Origin of the sequence: Novosphingobium sp. PP1Y (assembly GCF_000253255.1) — a bacterium.
Taxonomy (GTDB): Bacteria; Pseudomonadota; Alphaproteobacteria; order Sphingomonadales; family Sphingomonadaceae; genus Novosphingobium.
Window position 1 is genome coordinate 3,795,001 of sequence record NC_015580.1, and the last position, 19,038, is coordinate 3,814,038.

Annotated in this window: 10 protein-coding genes; 2 read left to right on the top strand and 8 right to left on the bottom strand. The window is 65.1% G+C overall.

Features of this window, described 5'->3' with window-relative positions; translation table 11 throughout:
• Positions 1–330 precede the first annotated feature (330 nt).
• On the top strand, positions 331–2,802 hold the full coding sequence (locus tag PP1Y_RS23940) for a PhoX family phosphatase (RefSeq protein ID WP_013834468.1): 2,472 nt from the start codon (positions 331–333) through the stop codon (positions 2,800–2,802).
• A gap of 85 nt (positions 2,803–2,887) precedes the next feature.
• Here PP1Y_RS23940 and PP1Y_RS23945 read toward each other — a convergent pair whose 3' ends face one another.
• The 7 genes from PP1Y_RS23945 to PP1Y_RS23975 form a co-directional block, all read right to left on the bottom strand.
• Entirely contained in the window at positions 2,888–4,915 is a 2,028-nt protein-coding gene (locus PP1Y_RS23945; protein ID WP_013834469.1) for a M3 family metallopeptidase, read from the bottom strand.
• Positions 4,916–5,028: 113 nt separating this feature from the next.
• Positions 5,029–6,861, bottom strand: a complete 1,833-nt coding sequence (gene mdoH / locus PP1Y_RS23950; protein WP_013834470.1) for a glucans biosynthesis glucosyltransferase MdoH — start codon at positions 6,859–6,861, stop codon at positions 5,029–5,031.
• On the bottom strand, positions 6,858–8,291 hold the full coding sequence (locus PP1Y_RS23955) for a glucan biosynthesis protein (RefSeq protein ID WP_013834471.1): 1,434 nt from the start codon (positions 8,289–8,291) through the stop codon (positions 6,858–6,860). The genes mdoH and PP1Y_RS23955 overlap by 4 nt, the downstream gene beginning before the upstream one ends.
• Positions 8,292–8,491: 200 nt before the next feature.
• The gene (locus PP1Y_RS23960; protein WP_013834472.1) at positions 8,492–9,673 is read right to left on the bottom strand and encodes an efflux RND transporter periplasmic adaptor subunit; all 1,182 of its coding nucleotides are present in this window, start codon (positions 9,671–9,673) and stop codon (positions 8,492–8,494) included.
• Positions 9,666–10,910, bottom strand: a complete 1,245-nt coding sequence (locus PP1Y_RS23965; RefSeq protein WP_232512553.1) for a TolC family protein — start codon at positions 10,908–10,910, stop codon at positions 9,666–9,668. Before PP1Y_RS23965 ends, PP1Y_RS23960 begins: the two co-directional genes overlap by 8 nt.
• Positions 10,911–11,466: 556 nt before the next feature.
• Complete coding sequence (locus PP1Y_RS23970; RefSeq protein WP_013834474.1) at positions 11,467–14,094, bottom strand: TonB-dependent receptor; 2,628 nt, start codon at positions 14,092–14,094, stop codon at positions 11,467–11,469.
• Positions 14,095–14,114: 20 nt separating this feature from the next.
• Positions 14,115–16,628: an exo 1,3/1,4-beta-D-glucan glucohydrolase gene (locus PP1Y_RS23975; protein ID WP_013834475.1), complete on the bottom strand. Its 2,514-nt coding sequence runs from the start codon at positions 16,626–16,628 to the stop codon at positions 14,115–14,117.
• 200 nt (positions 16,629–16,828) lie between these two features.
• On the opposite strand from PP1Y_RS23975, the gene PP1Y_RS23980 reads away from it, so the two are divergent.
• The gene (locus PP1Y_RS23980) at positions 16,829–17,806 is read left to right on the top strand and encodes a LacI family DNA-binding transcriptional regulator (RefSeq protein ID WP_065762440.1); all 978 of its coding nucleotides are present in this window, start codon (positions 16,829–16,831) and stop codon (positions 17,804–17,806) included.
• Between the two features lie 26 nt (positions 17,807–17,832).
• On the opposite strand, the gene PP1Y_RS23985 is transcribed toward PP1Y_RS23980, so the two are convergent.
• The gene (locus PP1Y_RS23985; protein ID WP_232512555.1) at positions 17,833–18,990 is read right to left on the bottom strand and encodes a glycoside hydrolase family 6 protein; all 1,158 of its coding nucleotides are present in this window, start codon (positions 18,988–18,990) and stop codon (positions 17,833–17,835) included.
• Between the last annotated feature and the right edge of the window lie 48 nt (positions 18,991–19,038).

Here is a 19,038-nt window from a genome sequence, read left to right on the forward strand (position 1 = left end):
CTGTGTTGGCGACCGTAGCAGAAAACCGTGTGTTCCGCCGCGGTGAGAGGCCCTCTAAGTCCCACCCCCGATTCGGTCAAACCCTTTTTTCAAAAAAGTTTCATGAAGCGTGGATGTGGCCGAAAAGACCGAGCCTTCAACAGGCCCTTCAACAAGATGGGACCTTCCGAAGCCGATTCAAGGGCTGCGTACCGGACATTACCTGCAGGCGAAGGCTTACCCTTTCCCAAAAATGTCATCGTGCCGTCGCCTGGCGGTCGCGGAACTGGCCCCGGGATGTCACAATCGGAACATAGGAAACCGGCTTCGATCAACTACATCGGGGCAACCATGACCGACCTGCTTCCTCCCTCCCCCTATTCGGATGGCGATGTCGATACCAACGACAGCCGCACCCCGTCGCTGGAAAGTCTGGCAAACGAGCGCTTTTCGCGTCGCCAGACCATTTTCGGCGGCGCCAAGGCGTCGAGCCTGGCCCTGTTCGGCACCGCCATGCTTGCAGCGTGCAACTCGGATGACAGCAACGGCGAGGGCCCGGTGGTCAGCGCCGGCGACAATGCCGCGACAAGCGCCGGACGCATTGTGACACTGACCGGCAACGCCACCGGTATCAAAGGTCTGAAGTCCTCAGGCTGGTCCCAGAGCAGCGGCCCGAGCGTCGAGATCATGGGAAGCGGGGACGAAGTGACGTTCATCGCCCCCGCCGTGGAAGCCGCGACCGATTTCGTCTTCACTTATCAGGCGACCAATCTCTTCGGCGTCAGCAAGACGGCATCGACCACGGTCCGCGTGTCTCCGGCCGTGCTCGGCTTTGCCGCCGTTGCCAAGAACCTCAACGACATCGTGACAGTGCCGGAAGGTTACTCGGTTACAGTGATGACGCGCCTTGGCGATCCTCTGGCCGCCGGCGTTTCGGCTTATGCCAACGACGGATCGGACGACAACTTCGCCCAGCGCATCGGCGATCACGGCGACGCACTGCACTTCTTCGGCCTCAATGCAGCCGGATCGCGCGACGATACCAGCTCGACGCGTGGCCTCATGGTCCAGAACCACGAAAACCTGAACGTGCAATACCTGCACCCCAACGGTCCGACGACCAATGGCGACGGATCGCGTCCGGCTGCGGAAGCGAAGAAGGAAATCGAAGCACACGGCGTCAGCGTTTCCGAGTACAAGGACGCGGGCGACCGGACCTGGAGCTATGTACAGGACAGCAGCTTCAACCGCCGCATCACGCCCAACACGCCGATGAGCCTGCATGGGCCCGCCGCAGGTTCGGCGATGCTGGTCACCAAGTACTCGTCCGACGGCACGGCCGGTCGCGGCACGATCAACAACTGCGCCAACGGCATCAGCGGTTGGGCGACCAACCTCACCTGCGAAGAGAACTGGGCCTTCTACTTCCGCCGCGACGCCAGTGACGCCACCGCACGCACGCCCCGCGAGCTGACGGCCCTTTCCCGCTATGGCGTGACCAGCACCAGCGGCAACTTCTCGTGGTCTAAGGCAACGCCGAGTGACGACATGTTCGCCAAGTGGAACGCGACGATCCTGGGCGCGAGCGCTGCACAGGACTATCGCAATGAGCCGAACCAGTATGGCTGGGTCGTCGAAATCGATCCCTACGATCCGGCATCGACGCCGCGCAAGCGGACGGCGCTGGGCCGCTTCGGCCATGAAGGCGCCTTCGTGCAGATCGCCACAGGTCAGCCTGTCGGCGTCTACATGGGCGACGATTCCCGCCGTGAGTACCTCTACAAGTACGTATCGAACGCCAGCTGGGATGCGGCCGACGGCAATGCCAGCGACCGTCTCGCCGTAGGCGACAAGTATCTCGATAACGGCACGCTCTATGTTGCGCGCTTCGATGCCGACGGCACCGGTGAATGGCTGCCGCTGGTCTTCGGCCAGGTACCCAACCGTCCCGCCACGGGTTCGGCTCCCGAGTACGTCTTCGCCGATCAGGCCGACATCCTGATCAACGCCCGCCTTGCCGCGGACGCACTGGGCGCCACGCCGATGGACCGTCCGGAATGGACCGCCGGCAATCCGATGACCGGCGAGATCTATCTCACCCTCACCAACAACAACGCCTCGAACCGTCCGCTCAACGGCACCGATGCGGCCAACCCGCGCCACTACGGCGATCCGAAACTTTCGGGCTCGGTCAGCTACGGCAACCCCAACGGCCACATCATTCGCCTGCGCGAGGACGGCGACACCACGGCGGCCACGACCTTCGCCTGGGACATCTATCTCTTCGGCGCGGATTCGACCGACGCCGATCCGACCAACGTCAACATCTCGGGCCTGACCAACGACAACGACTTCTCGAGCCCGGACGGCCTCTACTTCTCGCGCAAGACCAATCCGGCAGGCCAGGTCAATCCGCTCCTGTGGATCGAGACCGACGACGGCGCAATGACCGACCGCACCAACTGCATGCTGCTGGCCGCGATGCCGGGCACGGTCGGGGACGGCGGCGCGAAGACGATCACCAACAAGGCCTCGGACGGCTCGACCGCGCAGCAGGCCACTGTCGTTGGCGCGGCGGCAAGCGCCGCGAACCTGCGCCGCTTCCTGACCGGCCCGGTCGAATGCGAGATCACCGGCATCGACATGACCCCGGACGGCCGCACGCTCTTCGTCGGCATCCAGCACCCGGGCGAAGACGGCACTCCGGCTGCTCCGACCAGCCACTGGCCCGACAGCCAGGCCGGTTCGGCAGCGGCCACGGTGCGCCCGCGTTCGGCCGTGATCGCCATCACCAAGGACGACGGCGGCGTGATCGCGCTCTGACAGGTACCCTCAAGACTGCAGGCCCTTGCGGTATGCAGACAATGCCGGGAGGGGGCGCAGCACGCGCCTCCTCCCTCTTTTTTGCTCAGGCCGCGAGCAGGCCCTTCTGGCGCAGAAGCGCATCGGGCGTGGGCGCGCGGCCGCGAAAGGCCTCGAAGTTCTCCAGCGCGGGGCGGCTGCCCCCGGTGGCGAGGACTTCGCGGCGGAACTGCGCCCCGGCCTCGGCAGGCTTCCCGATCTCGGTGAACTGCTCGTAAGCATCGGCCGAAAGCAGTTCCGCCCACAGGTAGCTGTAGTAGCCGGAGGCATAGCCGCCGGCGAAAACGTGCTGGAAGGCATGGCCGAAACGGTGCCATTCCGGCGGTATCACGAGGGCCGCACGCGCGCGGGCCGCTTCGAGCGAGCGCGCCACGGTATCCGCTGCCGGCTTCGTCTCGCGATGCATCCACAGGTCGAACAGCGCGAACTCCAGCTGGCGGGCGAGCTTGAGCGCGCTCTGGAACTGGCGGGCACCCAGCATGCGATCGATAAGGGCATCGCCCAGCGGCGCACCGGTATCGACATGGCGCGAAATGCGGCGCAGCACCGCCGGCTCCCACGCAAAGTTCTCCATGAGCTGGCTCGGCAGTTCGACCGCATCCCATTCGACGCCAGCGACGCCGCCGAGCGAGGGCACGTCGATCTCATTGAGCAGGTGATGCAGGACGTGCCCCATCTCGTGAAACAGGGTGACGACATCGCTATGCGTGAGCAGCGAGGGCTTGCCCTTTTCCGCCGCGGCGAAATTGCAGGTGAGGAAGGCAATGGGGTTCTGCCGTTCCCCCGCACGGCGCAGCAGCGGCCGGAAGCCATTCATCCACGCGCCGCCGCTCTTGCCGGGCCGCGCGAAGTAATCGCAGTAGAGACCCGCGACCGGCACGCCCTTGTCGGTGAACTCGAGGTACTCGACGCTTTCGTGCCAGCTGTCGACGCCCGAGACGACGCGGCCCTCGATTCCGAACGTCTCGGCGACGAGTTCGAGCAGGCCGTCGACCACACGGTCGAGAGGAAAGAAGCGCCGGATCTCCCCTTCGTCGAGATCGTGGCGCGCCTTGCGCAGTTTCTCGCTCGCCCAGCCCACGTCCCAGGGCTGGAGGTCTTCGATCCCGAGCTCCTTGGCGAACGCGGCGAGTTCGGACAGCTCCTGCGCACCATTGGGCTTGCAGCGATCGGCGAGGCCGGTGAGGAAATCCTCCACCTCCTGTGCGCTCTCGGCCATCTTGAGGGCCAGCGAACAGGCGACGTAGTCGGGAAAGCCCAGCAGTTTCGCTTGCTCCTGCCGCAGTTCAAGCAGCTTCAGCATGGTTTCGCTGTTGTCGAACTTGCCGGCGTCAGGCCCCTGGTCGGAAGCGCGGGTGTTGAAGGCCCGATAGACCTCTGCGCGCAAGGCGCGGTCATCGGCGTGGGTCAGGATGGCAAGGACGGCGGGCGCATCCAGCGTGACAAGCCAGCCGCTCTTGTACTGCGCCGCCGCGGCACCGGCAAGGATCGAACGCTCGACTTCGGGCAGACCTGTCAGTTCGGCTTCGCTCAGTTCGCGGGTCCAGCTGCGGGTTGCGTCCATCACCGCGTCGCGAAAGGCGCTGGACAGGCGGCTCTGCTCGACACCGATCTCGGCGAAGCGCTGGCGGGCCTCGCCTTCCAGCGCGACGCCGGCCAGCTCGAACTTGCGCAGGGCTATGTCGACGGCGCGGCAACCGGCATCGTCAGGCGCGGATTCGCGTACCGAAGGGGTGGCAATCGCACGGTAGAGATCCGCATCCTGACCCAGGGCCATGGCATAGCTGACAACGACCGGCTCCGCCTTGGCATGGGCTTCGCGCAGTTCGGGCGTCTCGGCCACCATCTTGAGATGGGATACGATGCCCCAGACATGGTCGAGCGCGGCATCGGCCAGTTCGCGCGCCATGAACACGTTCTGGAAATCGGGCGAAGGTTCGGCCTTGATCGCTGCCATTGCCGCCGTGTGATCGGCGATCGCCTGCTCTACCGCCGGGCCGACCTGCTCTGGGCGAACTTGCGAGAAGCGCGGCAGTTCGGCGGTGGGCAGCAGGGGATTGGCAGGATCGGACATTGCATTGGGCTCCTTCGCCGTTTCGGCGAACAGGTGTGGCGAGATCGGCCCCGCGCAGAACGCAGGGGGCCTTGCCCTGCCTAGATGTGCAGACTTGCCCGCAGTTGCAACGGTCAGGGGTGGCCCAAGCCGATCCCGGGCCTGTCCGCGCCGGGTGCATCGGCCGGATCGTCCGGCGCCTGCTCCTCGGGCAGCGCAATTTCGCACTCCGGCACGCGGAAGTAGCCGCGGTCCAGCGCCTGCGTGCCGAGCCGCTCGCTGGAGGTGAGGCTGACGAGCCAGGGCGAGGCCAGCAGTCCGAGAGTCAGCGGCGAGAGCCACAGCGCCGTCACCGGATCGATAAGCGCGGTTGCAGCGAAAAGCAGTCCGAGGCCGATATGCTCGCGCAAGTCGAGGATCACCTCGCGCACCGGGATGCGGCGCGCTTCGCGGGCCTGGGTGGTCCAGCCCGAAGGAATGCCGAGCAGGAGGCCGAGAACCGCCTTGGTCTGCGTCACCATCGTCACCGGCGCCATCAGGATCGCCAGCGGAACTTCAAGCGCCACGGACTTGAGGATTCCGCCGACACCGCCGAATGCCTTGCGCCGCCCGGCATCGGACAGCATCCAGATCGTGCCCATCAGCTTTGGCCCGAACAGCAGCAGCACCGTGAGCCACAGCACGCTGGGCGGAGCGGCGCCGACAAAGCCGTCGGTCCCGCGCGAGGCCGCCTGGGCGATGGCGGTAAGAATCAGCAGGAACCAGCCGGGCGAGGTAAGATAGGCCGAAGCGCCGATCAGCAGGTGGAGGCGGCTCGCCCAGTTGAGGCCCGAAGCGTCGAGCAGGCGCAGGTGCTGCAGGTTGCCCTGCATCCAGCGCCGGTCGCGAATGGCATGGTCGACGACGGTCGGCGGGAATTCCTCGTAGCTGCCGCCGATCATGACCATGTGCACGGCCCACCCGCGCCGCCGCAATAGCGCCGATTCCACCATGTCGTGGCTGAGGATGTGACCGCCGAAGGGAGGCTTGCCGGGCAACTCAGGCAAGCCGCAACTCTCGGCAAAGGCGCGGGTGCGAACGATGGCGTTGTGGCCCCAGAAGTTCGCCTCCGATCCCGACCACCAGAGCAGGCCGGCCGACGAAATCGGACCATAGGCCTCGCTGGCGAACTGCATCCAGCGCTGGAACAGGGTTCGGGCATTGATGATCATCGGCACGGTCTGGAGCAGGCCGATCGATGGCCGTTCCTCCATGATCGCGGCCATGCCGACGATGGCATCGCCGCTCATCAGCGAATCCGCGTCGAGGATGAGCATGTTCTCATAGGCCGCGCCGAAGCGCTGGACCCATTCGGCGATATTGCCCGGCTTGCGCGCGATGTTCTTCTCGCGCCTGCGGTAATAGACCTTGATCTGCGCCTCGGCCGCCACTTCGCGCCACACGGCCAGCTCGCGCTTGCCGTGCAGTTCGTTCGAATCGCTGAGCACGAAGAAGTCGATCCACTTGCCCCCGCCGGCCTCGTGAATCGACTGTGCCATGGCCCGTACCCGGCCGAACGTCGCCTCGACGCTTTCGTTGTAGACCGGCATGAGCACGGCGGTGCGGTGGCGAAGCGAGGATGCCGGGCTGGGAATCGCGGTGAAGCCGGGATGCTCGCCGCTGATCAGCTTGAGAAAGCCGAATGCCGAGCTGACGAAGCCGAAAGCGATCCAGCAGAACAGCGGCACGAAGAACAGCAGCAGCACGATCTCGAACGGATCGAGACCGTCGCGCGAGAAGGTGAAGCGCAGTTCGCTCGATGCGGCGAGGCCGATGACCCCGGTCAGTGCAATCAGGAGCAGACGCTTGACGACCAGCCCATGCGGACGGGTTTCGACCTCGATCGAGCCGGGAGGATTGCCGTGCAGCCGCTGGACCGGCATTTCCAGCGGCGCTTCCTCGGGAAGCTCGCGCAAGGATGACGTCATGACTTCAGCACCTTTATCACAGTCTCGCTGAGCGCGGCATCGCCGTGCTTGAGGTAGAGCCGGAATTCCTTCTGGGCTGTTGCGCCGGGGCGCACGTCCAGCATCGCCCGCCAGCGGTTCTCCTGGCCGACCACGGGGTAGGCATGCGCGGAAATCAGCGCCTCGGCAGGCAGGTTGGTCGCCGCTTCCACGCCGCTGGAACGATCCAGCCCGGCCAGACCGGGCCCGACAAAGTCGAACACGAACTTGCGTCCGCCCTCGATAGCCGCAGCTCCGGGAATGCCCGCCGGTCCTTCGAACAGGTCGACGCAGCGCGCGGCAGCATCGGCGCTGGGATCGTTCGAGGTCCAGGTCAGGCGATAGGCCACATCGCGGCTGCCGCCCGCCTTCGCCGGTTCGTCTCCGCACCAGAACATCGCGATATTGTCGAGCGTCTCTCCGTCGGTCGGCATCTCGTAGAGCATGACCGCGCCGGCGCCCCAGTCGCCCCGAGGCTCGACCCAGAGCGAAGGGCGGCGGTCGTAGAACACACCGTCGTCCTGGTAGTGGTCGAAGTTCTGGTCGCGCTGGATCAGGCCGAAACCCCGGCAGTCGTCAGCGCGAAAGGCGCTGAGCGTGGCCCCGTCCGGGTTCTCCAAGGGCCGCCAGACCCGCTCGCCATTGCCGGACTGGATCGCCAGCCCATCCGAATCGTGGATCTCGGGCCGCCAGTCGCCACGCCGGCCGGACTGGTCGTACCAAAACATGCTGGAGGCCGGGGCGATGCCCAGTTGCCTGATGTCGCGCCGGAAGAACAGCGAGGCCGTCACGTCCTGAACGACGCCCCGATCGCCCTTCAAGCAATCGAAGACATAAGCCCCCGTAAGGCTCGGACCATCCAGCAATGCATGAATCCGCAGCCGCGTCTCGCCAAGCTGCTCGATCCAGAACTCGCGGAAAGCGGGAAACTCCTCTCCGGTCGGCAGCCCCGTATCGACGGCGATGCCGCGCGCGGAAAGTCCATACTGGTCGCGCGAACCCGAAGAACGGAAATAGGATGCGCCGATATAGGCCATCCAGTCGGAATGGCCGCCGGCATCCATCACCCGGAAGCCCGAGGCATCGGCATCCTTGCCGCCGCGAAACAGCCGCGAGGTATCGACGATCTCGCGCGCCATGCCCGCTTCGAGGATATGCATGATGACGGCATGAGGCGCGATCGCCTTGCTGGCCGGGAACAGGCGGACATGCCCGGCGATAGCCTCCGCCTCGCCGTAAGTCAGCTTGACCATCTCGTCGTAGTCGGAAACGGCATTTGGCGAGGCGGGCGGGGCGACGTAAGGCCGCGCCGCCAGTGCACGGGCGCGCGAAGCCAGCGCCTCGTGCGAAAAGGGGCGCGCCGGGCCGAGCCTGCCGCGCGCCGCGAGCGCTCCCGCGGGCAGCAGGGCCATTCCAAGAAGAGTCATGATCAGGCCGGACGCGCCGCGACGGGTCAGCGAATAGCCTTCTGCGGGCACATGATGAGGTGCTTGGGCACCGGACTGGTCAGACAGGGCACTCAACCTTCGCTGTTATCGCAAGCTCGGGCAGCAATACGCGCGGGACGACCGTTTGTTTCGCATTGGGCCGCCGTGGCGACGGCATCGGTCGGTCACTTCGGCTCGCCGTCCTGCGCAGGCGCATCGCGCCAGCCGGTGATGACCTGCATGCCGGGCTCCACACCCTTTGCAAATATCTCCGTGCGCCGGCCGTCGCTGCCGCCTTTGGTTACGTAGACACGGCGCGGTTCGCCGTCATCGCTCAGGAGATAGATGCGGTCACGATCGCGACCAACCGAGCCTTCGGGTGCGAATTCGAGGGCGGAATTGGGCACCAACAAGACGTCGCTACGCTCAGGAAGCTCGATTTCCAGCGATGCCGCCGAACCGGGCGTGACCCGATGGGCGGAATGTTCGATCACGAACACCGCCCGGCGCCCACCGGCACCGGATTCGATCCGCTCCAGTCTCGCGGAAAGCTCTTCCTCGGGGTTATCTTCCAGCCGCACGCTCGCCTTGGCTCCCGGCTGCAGTTCCGCGACTTCGTTGCCGGCGACCGGGACCGTGATCGAGAGTTGCTCCAGACCGGAGCTCAGCGCGAACAGCGGCACGCCTTCGCGCACGCGGCGGCCCTGCTCGACATAACGGGCAACCACCCAACCGTCGATCGGCGCGCGCACGACCGCAGCCTTCAGTTCGCCGGCGCCTTCCTTTACCCGCAAGCGCGCCGCGTCCAGCCGCGCACGGGCGGCGGCCTCCTCCTGCCGCGCCCTGCTTGCGTCGGCCCGTGCCGTTTCCAGTTCGTTGAGCGAGGGAACGCGCTTGTTCGACCGGCGCCACACACTCTCGAAGCGGGCGAGCCGCGATGCGGTTTCCCGCACCGATACCTGCGCCGCATCGAGTGAGGCCTGCGCAGCAGCGACATCGGCCCTGGCAATCTCCAGCGACTGCCTGACCGGATCGGCGTCGATGCGCGCTAGAACCTGCCCAAAGCTGACCTTGCCCTTGGCGGGTCCGGGCACGGCCGCAACGATGCCGTCCAGCCGCGCCTTGATAGTGATGTTCTTCTGCCCCCGGATCGTCCCGCGCTCAGCCAGCAGGGGAACGAAGTTCCCCACCTCGACCGGTGCGGAATAATAGGGGCTGTCCGTCCCGGTCAGGAACCGCACCAGCAGCACGCCCACGGCGATCGCCGCCAGCGTCAGGAAGAAAAGGCTGAGCAGATGCCGCCGGGCGCGCTTCGGCGTCTTGCCCAGGAAGATATCGAGCGGGGAATGATGCGCGTTGTCACTCACAGACCGTCACCTCGGGCAAGACGCCCACACCCGGAGCAGGGGCCGCAAGGTCTGCCTCGCTCCAGCCGCGGCCCTGCGCCGTCCACAGGCGGATCGAAGCCGCGGCGAGATCCGCCCGCGCCCTGATCCTCGCTTCCTCGACGGCGAGCGCCGCTGCCTCCGCCACGTAAACCGTCGAGAAGTCCCCGGTTCCCGAGCGATAGGCAAGGCGCGCATCCTTCGCCGTCATACGGGCGCCGCGCCCGCTGTTCTCCAGCTTCGCCTGTCGCACGGCCGCTGCCGCAACCGCCTCGCGGTCGCGCGTCATCTCGGCAAAGGCATCGCGCTGGGCTTCGCGATACTTGGCGATCGCCAGGGCGGCGGGCGAATCCGCTGGTGCCGTCTCGGTATCGCCGGAGAGTACGGCATCGAGATCCTCCTGCGTGACCTTCTGGCGCGTCATGTCCGCGATCAGGCTGTTCTCCAGTGCCAGCAGGTCCGCCCGGTGCGCCGCCGAAAGACGAGTCGTCCCCGCCACGTTCGCGGCGATATCGGGAACCTTCCCGTCATCGCCGAGCGTGGCCGCGAGCCCTTCGAGTTCCATGCCGGTAAGCCGCGCCAATTCGCGCTTGGCGGCCTCGAGCTTCTCGCGGGAGGCATCGAGATCGCTTTGCGTCACCGAAACCAAGGAACCGGCCAACCCCGAATCGAGGCCCGGCGCCAGTCCCGCCTCGCGACGAAAGCCGGCGATTTCCGCATTGTCGTTGAACTGCTCGAGCATCTTTGCGCGCAGGCCGAAGGTTTCCTGCAGCCGACGCACTTCGAAATAGGCGGCAGCGATGTCCGCCGCGACATGGGCCCGGCGATCGGCATGGCGATAGGCTCGGGCCTGGCTGGCCGCTTCGTCGGCATTCTTCGCGCTGGCATTGAACAGGCGCTGGATGCGCGATCCCAACTTTCTTGCCGCCGCATCGGCCTGGAGTTCCCTGGCCTGCAGGCTGAGGCTGTCGCAGACGAGGGATGGATTGGCCTTCAGGCCCCTTTCGACAAGATCGGCCAGAACCGGATCGCCTGCGGTCTGCCACCATAGCGGCATCCACTCCCCGCTCTCTGCCGCCGCGGCTTCGCTTCCCGCCTCGACCGGCTCGGCGGCCGGTTGCAATCCTCCCAGCTCGGCCGGGTTCGCGGTGCATCCCGCCAGCAGCAGCGCCAGCGCCATGGCCGCAAGGGTGGAACGGTATGAAGGGAGGTCCGACACGGAATTTCGCATAGCAGCTAAACCGCGAGAGGCAATTGCAACAAGGTGGAGATGACCGCGCGTCGACAACGGCCCGCATCTGTCCGCAGCTGCAAGGAACCGGCTGAAACGATTGGGAAACGGGACCAGCCGCAGATCGATTGCGGCTGCCAGCCACGCAAGGCGCGTTAGTTCACGCGAGTTGCCCCCGCCCCCTTTGCCAGCGCCCTCGATAGCGATCCGCCCGACGTTTCGCGAGACAGTAGGCCGGCGCGTTGAGCCATCGGTCAGGCACGTCGCCGGGAGGTCGGCCTACCGGCACGGGCGGTTCGTCGGCGGAATCGGTCGTTGGGAGATCGCAGCGGCGGACGAAACAGCGGCTCGGCTGCGACCAGGCGGTCCAGAGAAGCGAGACGGTGACCGTGCCTTGCGCGAACGCCGAAAAAATGCCGCATCTCACGATTGCGGCGTGCGGCACCCCTGACCGAGGGGTGCCAGTGAGTTGATTCGTGGCCTGTTATCCTGGGACGCAGTCGCCTGCAGCGCGATTCGGCGCTGCAGGCGGCTTGAGCCCCACTTAGAAGTCTATCCGCGCACGCAGACCATAGCTGCGCGCATCGTTGAGGAAGCGGATGTTGAGCGCCGAACCGACCAGCGACTTCTGCGACACTTCCTTGTCGAAGAGGTTGCTTGCCCAAGCTTCGAGGCGCAGGTTGTCGATGGTCAGGCCAGCTCCGAGGTTCACCGTCGCAAAGCCCTTCTGACGGTCGGGGAAACCGGCTTCGAAGGCATTCTGGCGGGTCCCGTCCAGGAAAACGATGTCGCTTTCGTTGAACTGGCTCAGGAAATACGACGAACGGTAGTTGAGCAGGGCCTGCCAGTCGAAGCGAGCCGACCCGATGTCGAACCACTGGGACAGCCGCGCACTGACGTTCATCTTCGATGCCAGGGGCAAGCGGTTACCCACCAGGCTGATGAGCGGCGAGATGCCGCCCGCCTCGTCGTCCTTGGCGCGCACGTCCGCGACCGTGCCCTTGGTGATCTTGGTATTGAGATAGGCGGCGTTCACGTCGACACCGAAGTGAGCCGGCAGTTTGAAGCGCAGTTCGGCCTCCGCACCGTAGATGCGCGAAGCTCCGATGTTGCGGTTGACCAGCGAGTACCCGTTACAGACGGCGGGAGTCTGGCTCGTGTCGAGGTTGATGCAGGTCAGGTCCTGGAACACCTGGTTCGAGTAATCGTAGTAGAAGCCGGTCAGGTTGAAGACTGCCCTGCGCCCCAGGAAATCGAAGCTGTTGCGGCTGCCGACTTCATAGACGATCAGCTTCTCGGGGCTGTAGGTCTCGGGGATGAGCGACCCGTTGAAGCTGTCGTTGAAGCCGCCCGACTTGTGACCTGTCGATACCTTGGCATAGACCATGTTGTCGTCGCTGAGGTCGTATTCGACGCCCAGGCGCCAGTCGACGAAGTTGAACTTCGAACTACCCACCTGCTGGCCGGGAATTGTCAGGTTGGCATAGCTGAAGCCGCCATTGCGATCCGAAGGGTTGTTGGTGGGGCAATCGACGAAACCATTGTCGATGTCGGGACGATCGATGCAGGTGCCGTTCGGGTTGCTGCCATCGGCAATGGCGCCGATCTGCGCAATCAGCGTGTCGCGCAGGCCAGGGGTCATGGTACCTTCGATCAGGAACTGCGCCATGTCCTGGTTCGAGGTGATGCCGCTGACGTCGAAGTTGGGCCGGTCGAGCAGCGCCGGACGGAAACCCTCGGTGCCGATACGCGTCGCAAAGCAGCAGGTATAGTCTTCACCGCCGAGCGTGAGTGCCCAGTTCCCGCCGATGCCATAGCGCGACTTCTTCTCCTTGGTGTAGCGAAGGCCGCCGATGACGCGCAGGCGATCGGTCACGTCGTAAGTGCCGTCACCGTAGAAGGCGTAGCTTTCGCCGTTCACGTCAGGCATCACGAATTCGGTCGCCGAATAGCAGCAGTAGCCGCGATCCGAGAGCGCGAGATAGCCCACGGCCTGGTCTTCCTTGAAATAGAACCCGCCAACGTTCCAGCGCAGGCGCTGGTCGTCATTGGCGAAGAGGCGCATTTCATAAACCTGGCTCTTGGACTTGGCCTGCCATAAGTTGCCGGAGAAATTGTCGTACTGGACCGCCGAGAGATCGCGGCCCGGATAATTGATGCCGTCGCTCGACGCGTTGATCTGGTAGAAGTCGACCGAACGATAGCTGCCTGTCAGCTCGGCGCTGAAGGTTCCGAAATCATAGTTGATCTTGCCCTGGACGCCCCAGAGCTCGTTCGTCATGTCGCCCTGGAGACCGCGATAGACGACGTCCTTGAGGTCCAGATCTTCCGGGCGCAGGCCGGTTGCGACGACTGCGCTGTAGATATTCGCGCCGGGATAGCCGGTGCCGGTTTCCTTGCCGTAGTCACCGACGAACGAGACGCTCAGCTTGTCGGTCGGCTCCCAAAGCATCGACAGACGGCCTGCGTAGTTTTCCTCGAGACCGGCCGGCTTGAGACCGCGCGCGGGCTCACCGGTGGAAGCGTTCCTGAAGCCGTAGTCGCGGTTGATGTAATAGCCCGCCGCGCGCAGCGCGAAGGTGTCGCCCACCGGAATGTTGATCGCGCCTTCTGCGGCATTGGAAGAGCGGTTGCCGGCTTCGGCTTGCAGATAACCGCTGAACTGGCCAAGGCGCGGCTTCGCGGTGATGATATTGAGCGTTCCGGCCAGCGCATTGCGGCCATAGAGTGTACCCTGCGGGCCCTTGTTCACCTCGACGCGGTCAAGGTCATAGAACATCAGGCCCAGGCCCCGCGGCCGCGGAATGTATGTTCCGTTCAGGTGCGGCGCTGCACCCGGATCTCCCAGTTCCGTATTGTTGGCCGAGCCGACGCCGCGGATGAAGATCTCGATATTGCCTTCCTGATTGGCAATGCTGAGCCCCGGAACCGCAACCTGCAACTGGCGCAGTTCGGAAATGCCGTCCTGGCGCAGTTGTTCGGAGCCGAGCGCCTGAACGACACCCGAGACGTCCTGCAGATTCTCGGCGCGGCGGTTTGTCGTAACGATGATCGCTTCGCTGTCGTCGCTCACCGTGTCTGTGGTCGCGCGCTCCTGCGCGTGGGCCGGAAAGGCCGCCACCGACGATAGCAATGCAAGCAGCGCGGTACGCCGGAAATTACGCCGAGTCATTTCATCCTCCCTGTTGGATTTCATTTACAAGCAAGTTGCGGGCCCGACGGCGCGAGAATGCGCGCCGAGGAGAGCGTCAGGTCGAGACGGCCGGCCGTCGCGATCGAAAGCGGCCTGTCCACGCGGCTCATGTCGACGCCGGCCTTCTCGAAGCAGCGCAGCGGGATCGCCAGGCGCGTCCACTTCTGCGTGGCCGCAGCCTGCGCGAGCATGTTGCGGATCGGGAAACCTCCGACGCACTTGTCCCCGCAGGTCATCAGCAGGCTGACATCGGCGCTCGGAGCGGAGTTGACCTTGAATTCCAGCTCGAGGGCGAGTTCGCCATTCGCCTCGCGCGACAGATCCACCGGCTGGTCCTGAACGATAGCGGCCATGGCATTGCCCGCGCCGGTCCAGCTCAGTCGAACCGAGTCCTCTTGTGCCGAGCGATCGACCGCACGCGCTTCGATCAGCGAGGGCCCCGGGTTCGTCGAGAGTGACCCCGGTGCGCCCAGCAACAGTCTACGGCCGTTGCCCGGCCGGCCCGCGGCAAAGAGAATTCCCGGGTCGGCAACCGCCGCGCTTGCGCGCTGCTCGGACAGCGTCGGCAGTGCGCCATTGTCGGTGAACGTCAGCCCGAAGCCATAGGGAAAGAGGGGATCGTAGTCCTTGTCGCCGAAGTTGACCGCGGTCTGGTCGCTCGACTTCGGCCAACTGTAGGGAAGCTTGCCGTGGAAGTCGGCCTTGCCGAACAGGACATCTGCTACGCCGCCGCCTTCGGAACCGGGCAGCCAGGCAGCGACGAACGCGTCAGCGGCATTGAGAAACGGATTGACCCACATCGCGCGTCCGGAAAGAAACACGGCAACCGTGGGAACGCCTTTGGCCTTGAGCGCGCGCAAGAGCGCGAGGTTCTTCGCATCGTCGAAGGCGACATCGGGACGGTCGCCCTGAAATTCGGCATAGGGATCTTCGCCGAAGACGACGATCGCGACATCGGGCTTTTGCGCGTAGCTGCCGTCCACCGACAAGGTCGCCTTGCCGCCCGCAGCCTCGACCGCTTCATCGATCCCTTCCCAGATGGTCTGGGCATTGGGGAAATCGGCGCGCGTGGTGCCGGTTCCCTGCCAGCTCAGCGTCCAGCCGCCAGCCTGTTTCGCCATGTTGTCGGCGCCGTCTCCGGCCACCAGCACGTTAGCCGAAGCCTTGAGCGGGAGTACGCTGCCGGCATTCTTGAGCAGGACAAGCGATTCGCGCACCGCGCGGCGCGCCACCGCCCGGTGTTCCTTGCTGCCGAGCAGCTCGAAGCGCCCGCCATAGGGCCGGGATGAAGGCTTGCCCGCCTCGAACAGACCGGCACGGATCTTGACCCGCAGGATGCGGCGCACCGCGTCGTCCAGGCGGGCCAGCGGCAGCGTACCGTCCTTGGCATGCGCCAGCGTCGTTTGGTAAAGGCCCTTCCAGCTGTCGGGCGCCATATACATGTCGAGACCGGCCGCGACTGCCTGGGGACAATCGGTCGCGGTGCAGCCATCGACCTGGCCGTGACCGTTCCAGTCGCCGACCAGGAAGCCGTCGAAGTTCCAGCGATCCTTGATGAGATCGGTCATCATCGAGCGGTTGCCGTGCATCTTGGCACCGTTCCAGCTAGAGAAGCTGACCATGATCGATTGTACGCCCGCGTTCAGCGCCGGAATGTATGGCGGGCTGAACAGGTCGCGCAGGCGATCTTCCGACATCTGTGTGTCGCCCTGGTCCTTGCCCCCGCTGGTGCCGCCATCGCCAAGAAAGTGCTTGGCCGTGGCGACGATATGCGGCCCGCGCAGCCAGTCCTTGTCGCCCAGCTTGCCCTGCAGGCCTTCGATCAGCGGCGCGGCAAAGCTGGCGCCGATCTCGGGCGTCTCGCCAAAGCCCTCGTAAGTACGCCCCCAGCGATCGTCCCGCACAACGGCGAGCGTCGGCGCAAAGGTCCAGTCGAGACCCGTGACGCGCATTTCTATCGCGGTTACTTCGCCGATGCGGCGGATCAGTTCCGGATCGCGCGTTGCGCCAAGGCCGATGTTGTGGGGGAACAGCGTTGCGCCGACGATATTGTTATGGCCATGGACAGCGTCGCTGCCCCAGATGATCGGGATGCGGGGGAGCTTTCCGCTCGGCTTCATCGACGCAGCGTAAAAGGCATCCGCCGCCGCCAGCCATTTCCTGGCCGGCGTATTGTAGTTGCCATCTGGCGTTGTGTTGCCGCCATTGAGCACTGAACCGAGGTGGTAACGATAGACATCTTCGGGCGTCACGCTGCCGACGTCGGCCTGGATGATCTGTCCGACCTTCTGCTCCAGCGACATGGCAGCGATCAGCCTGTCGATGCGGCTTTCGACGGCGGGATCGAGGGCGATCGTCGCCTGTCGGGCGGGCCATTCCTGGGAATGCGCCTGACCGGCGCCCGCATCCGGACCGGATCCCTGCGCCACGGCGAGATTCGCGAAGCAAACGGAAGCCATGGCCACCAGCGACGTCGTACCAAACGCCAATGCGGCGCTGCGCGGCAGTTTCATTTCCCCTCCCACCTTACAAAATTGTCAACGTTTACCGGCCTTGCGGTCAACGTTTACTGTCGATTGTCGACAGAAGTCAATAGAGCCGTTAAGAAGGTTTCACGCTTGGGGGCGGCGATCCGGGAAATCGCCTAAATAGCTGATTGGAGGGCACAATTTCAAAGCGACCAACGATCGTCGATATTGCGCGGGTCGCTGGCGTGACGCCCAAGACCGTTTCGCGCGCACTGAACGATGCTCCTCACGTCAGCGAGAAAGTCCGCCAGAAGGTCAAGGAAGCCGCGGAGGCGCTCGACTATCATCCCAATATCGCCGCGCAGAGCCTGATCGCACGGCGTTCCTACCTGATCGGCCTGACGTACGAGCGGCCCAGCCCCAGCTACGTCGTCGAGCTGCAGAACGGCGCACTCAGCCGTCTGGAAACCGGGCGCTACCGCCTCGTCGTACTGCCTTTCAGCCAGGTGACGAGCCGCCAGGAAGAACTCGGCAAGCTGCTCCTGCGCGCCGGTCTCGACGGGGTACTCTTGGCGCCTCCGGCCTGCGACCAATCGCTGCTGCTCGACATGCTCGACCGCCAGAAGCTGCCCTATGCGCGAATCACTCCGCACAGCGAGCTCGATCGCGGCCTCGTCGTCGCAATGGACGAAGTAGCGGCGGGCGAAGCGGTCGCCGCACATCTCCTGACGCTTGGACACAGGCGCATGGCGATCATTCTGGGCGATCCCTCCCACGCCGCGAGCATCGGGCGAATGGACGGCTATCGCCGCGCTTTCGAAAAAGCAGGCATTGCCATCGATCAGGACCTCGTGGTCACCGGCGACTTCACGTTCGATGTCGGCTACCGGGTCGCGCTGGAGCTGCTGCGCCGCTCGCCCCGGCCTACCGCGATCCTGGCGCAGAACGACGACATGGCCGTCGCCGCGATGGCCGCGGCGCGCGAGCTGGGGCTTGCAATTCCGCAGGAGGTGTCCGTCGCCGGCTTCGACAATTCCGAAGTGTCGCGCACCGCCTGGCCGCAGTTGACCACGGTGAACCAGCCCGTACGCGAAATGGCGTGGGACGCGGCCGACCGGCTTATCGCCGCGCTCGACGGCGACAGCGAGGTGCAGGAACCGCGCCGCCGCGATCACCCCCACGAACTTCTCATCCGCGCTTCGACCGTTCCGCCGCCGGCCTGAAAGCGCCTGCCCGTTGCCCCAACAGACTACTTCGCGATCAGTGGCGGATCTGCAAGTTCGACGAGTTCCCGCGCCTGAGCTGCGAACCAGGACCCCGCAGGCGGCGCGACTACACCACGCTCGGGGTCGGCTGGACCGCCCCGCCCGCGCAGACATTCGCCGTCCGATTCACCGGGGATCTTGATCCAGAGATAGGCATCGACATAGGCCTCATCGCTCTCCAGCGTCGGTCGCCGCCCCAGCCCGCGCCCGGGCGGATTGCACCAGACCTCCGCATCCCGGTACTTGCCCTGCGGAGGCAACCAACCGCCACGCCCGTTGCGGCTGGTGTCGATCACCGCCCGCTTCTGAAGCGCCGGATCGCGAGCGACTCCCAGTTGCCCGAACAACTGGTTGTAGGCAGCGGCGGTTCGTGCCGAGGCGGCGGCGAGATTATCGTCGTCCACCCCTTTTTCATGCGCGGGACACTGGCGAGGCTCCAGCCCGCCCCGATTCACCAGCGCGATGCAATCGCTGATCCATCGCGCGTAAGGGACCAGACGGGCATTGCTTTCGTAATTCGAGACATTGAGGAAAAAGCCATCCGCCCGCGCTACGTCGGCGCGTATCAGCCGGCTTGACGCTTCCGCAGGAGACAGCCAGCCGCTCCCCGTACCATCCAGGTAGAGGCCGACATTCGGCAGAGTGGACAGAACCAGAACCGCATCGCGCAACAGTTCAAAGCGCGTATCGGCGGCACGTTCGTCGATGCCGTCGGGTCGACAATTCTCAAGCTCTCCCGAAAGCGTCCGGTGCCAGGGAATAACGCCCAGCCCGTCCGGCTCGAGAATGACGATCGCCTCACGATCGCCGATACCCTTGGCAAATCCCCGAATCCAGGCACGATAGGCTGCGCCGTCCTTCGCGCCCCCGGCAGAATAGAGCGCGCAGTCGCGATAGGGGATGTTGTAAGCCACGAGCACCGGCACCTCGCGCCGCGCGGCAGCGCGATCCACGAGGGCACGAACCTTGCGTTCGACCCCTTCGGGCGTCCCGTCGGTAAACCAGGATGCCGAAGGAATACGCGCCATCGAAAGGGCATCGCGGCGTGCCTGGCCTGTCAGGCGTTCCGCCACCCTGGCCGTCGTGCTTTTGGGATCGACGAACAGCCTGCGCCCCTCCACCTCGTTTGCCTGCGCAGACAAGGGGCACGCGCATAACATGAGCGTGAGCATCAAACGGATCACAAGCTT

Coding starts and splice junctions, on each gene's coding strand:
- PP1Y_RS23940 (WP_013834468.1), top strand. CDS start 331: ATGACCGACCTGCTTCCTCCCTCCCCCTATTCGGATGGCGATGTCGAT.
- PP1Y_RS23945 (WP_013834469.1), bottom strand. CDS start 4,915: ATGTCCGATCCTGCCAATCCCCTGCTGCCCACCGCCGAACTGCCGCGC.
- mdoH (WP_013834470.1), bottom strand. CDS start 6,861: ATGACGTCATCCTTGCGCGAGCTTCCCGAGGAAGCGCCGCTGGAAATG.
- PP1Y_RS23955 (WP_013834471.1), bottom strand. CDS start 8,291: ATGGCCCTGCTGCCCGCGGGAGCGCTCGCGGCGCGCGGCAGGCTCGGC.
- PP1Y_RS23970 (WP_013834474.1), bottom strand. CDS start 14,094: ATGACTCGGCGTAATTTCCGGCGTACCGCGCTGCTTGCATTGCTATCG.
- PP1Y_RS23975 (WP_013834475.1), bottom strand. CDS start 16,628: ATGAAACTGCCGCGCAGCGCCGCATTGGCGTTTGGTACGACGTCGCTG.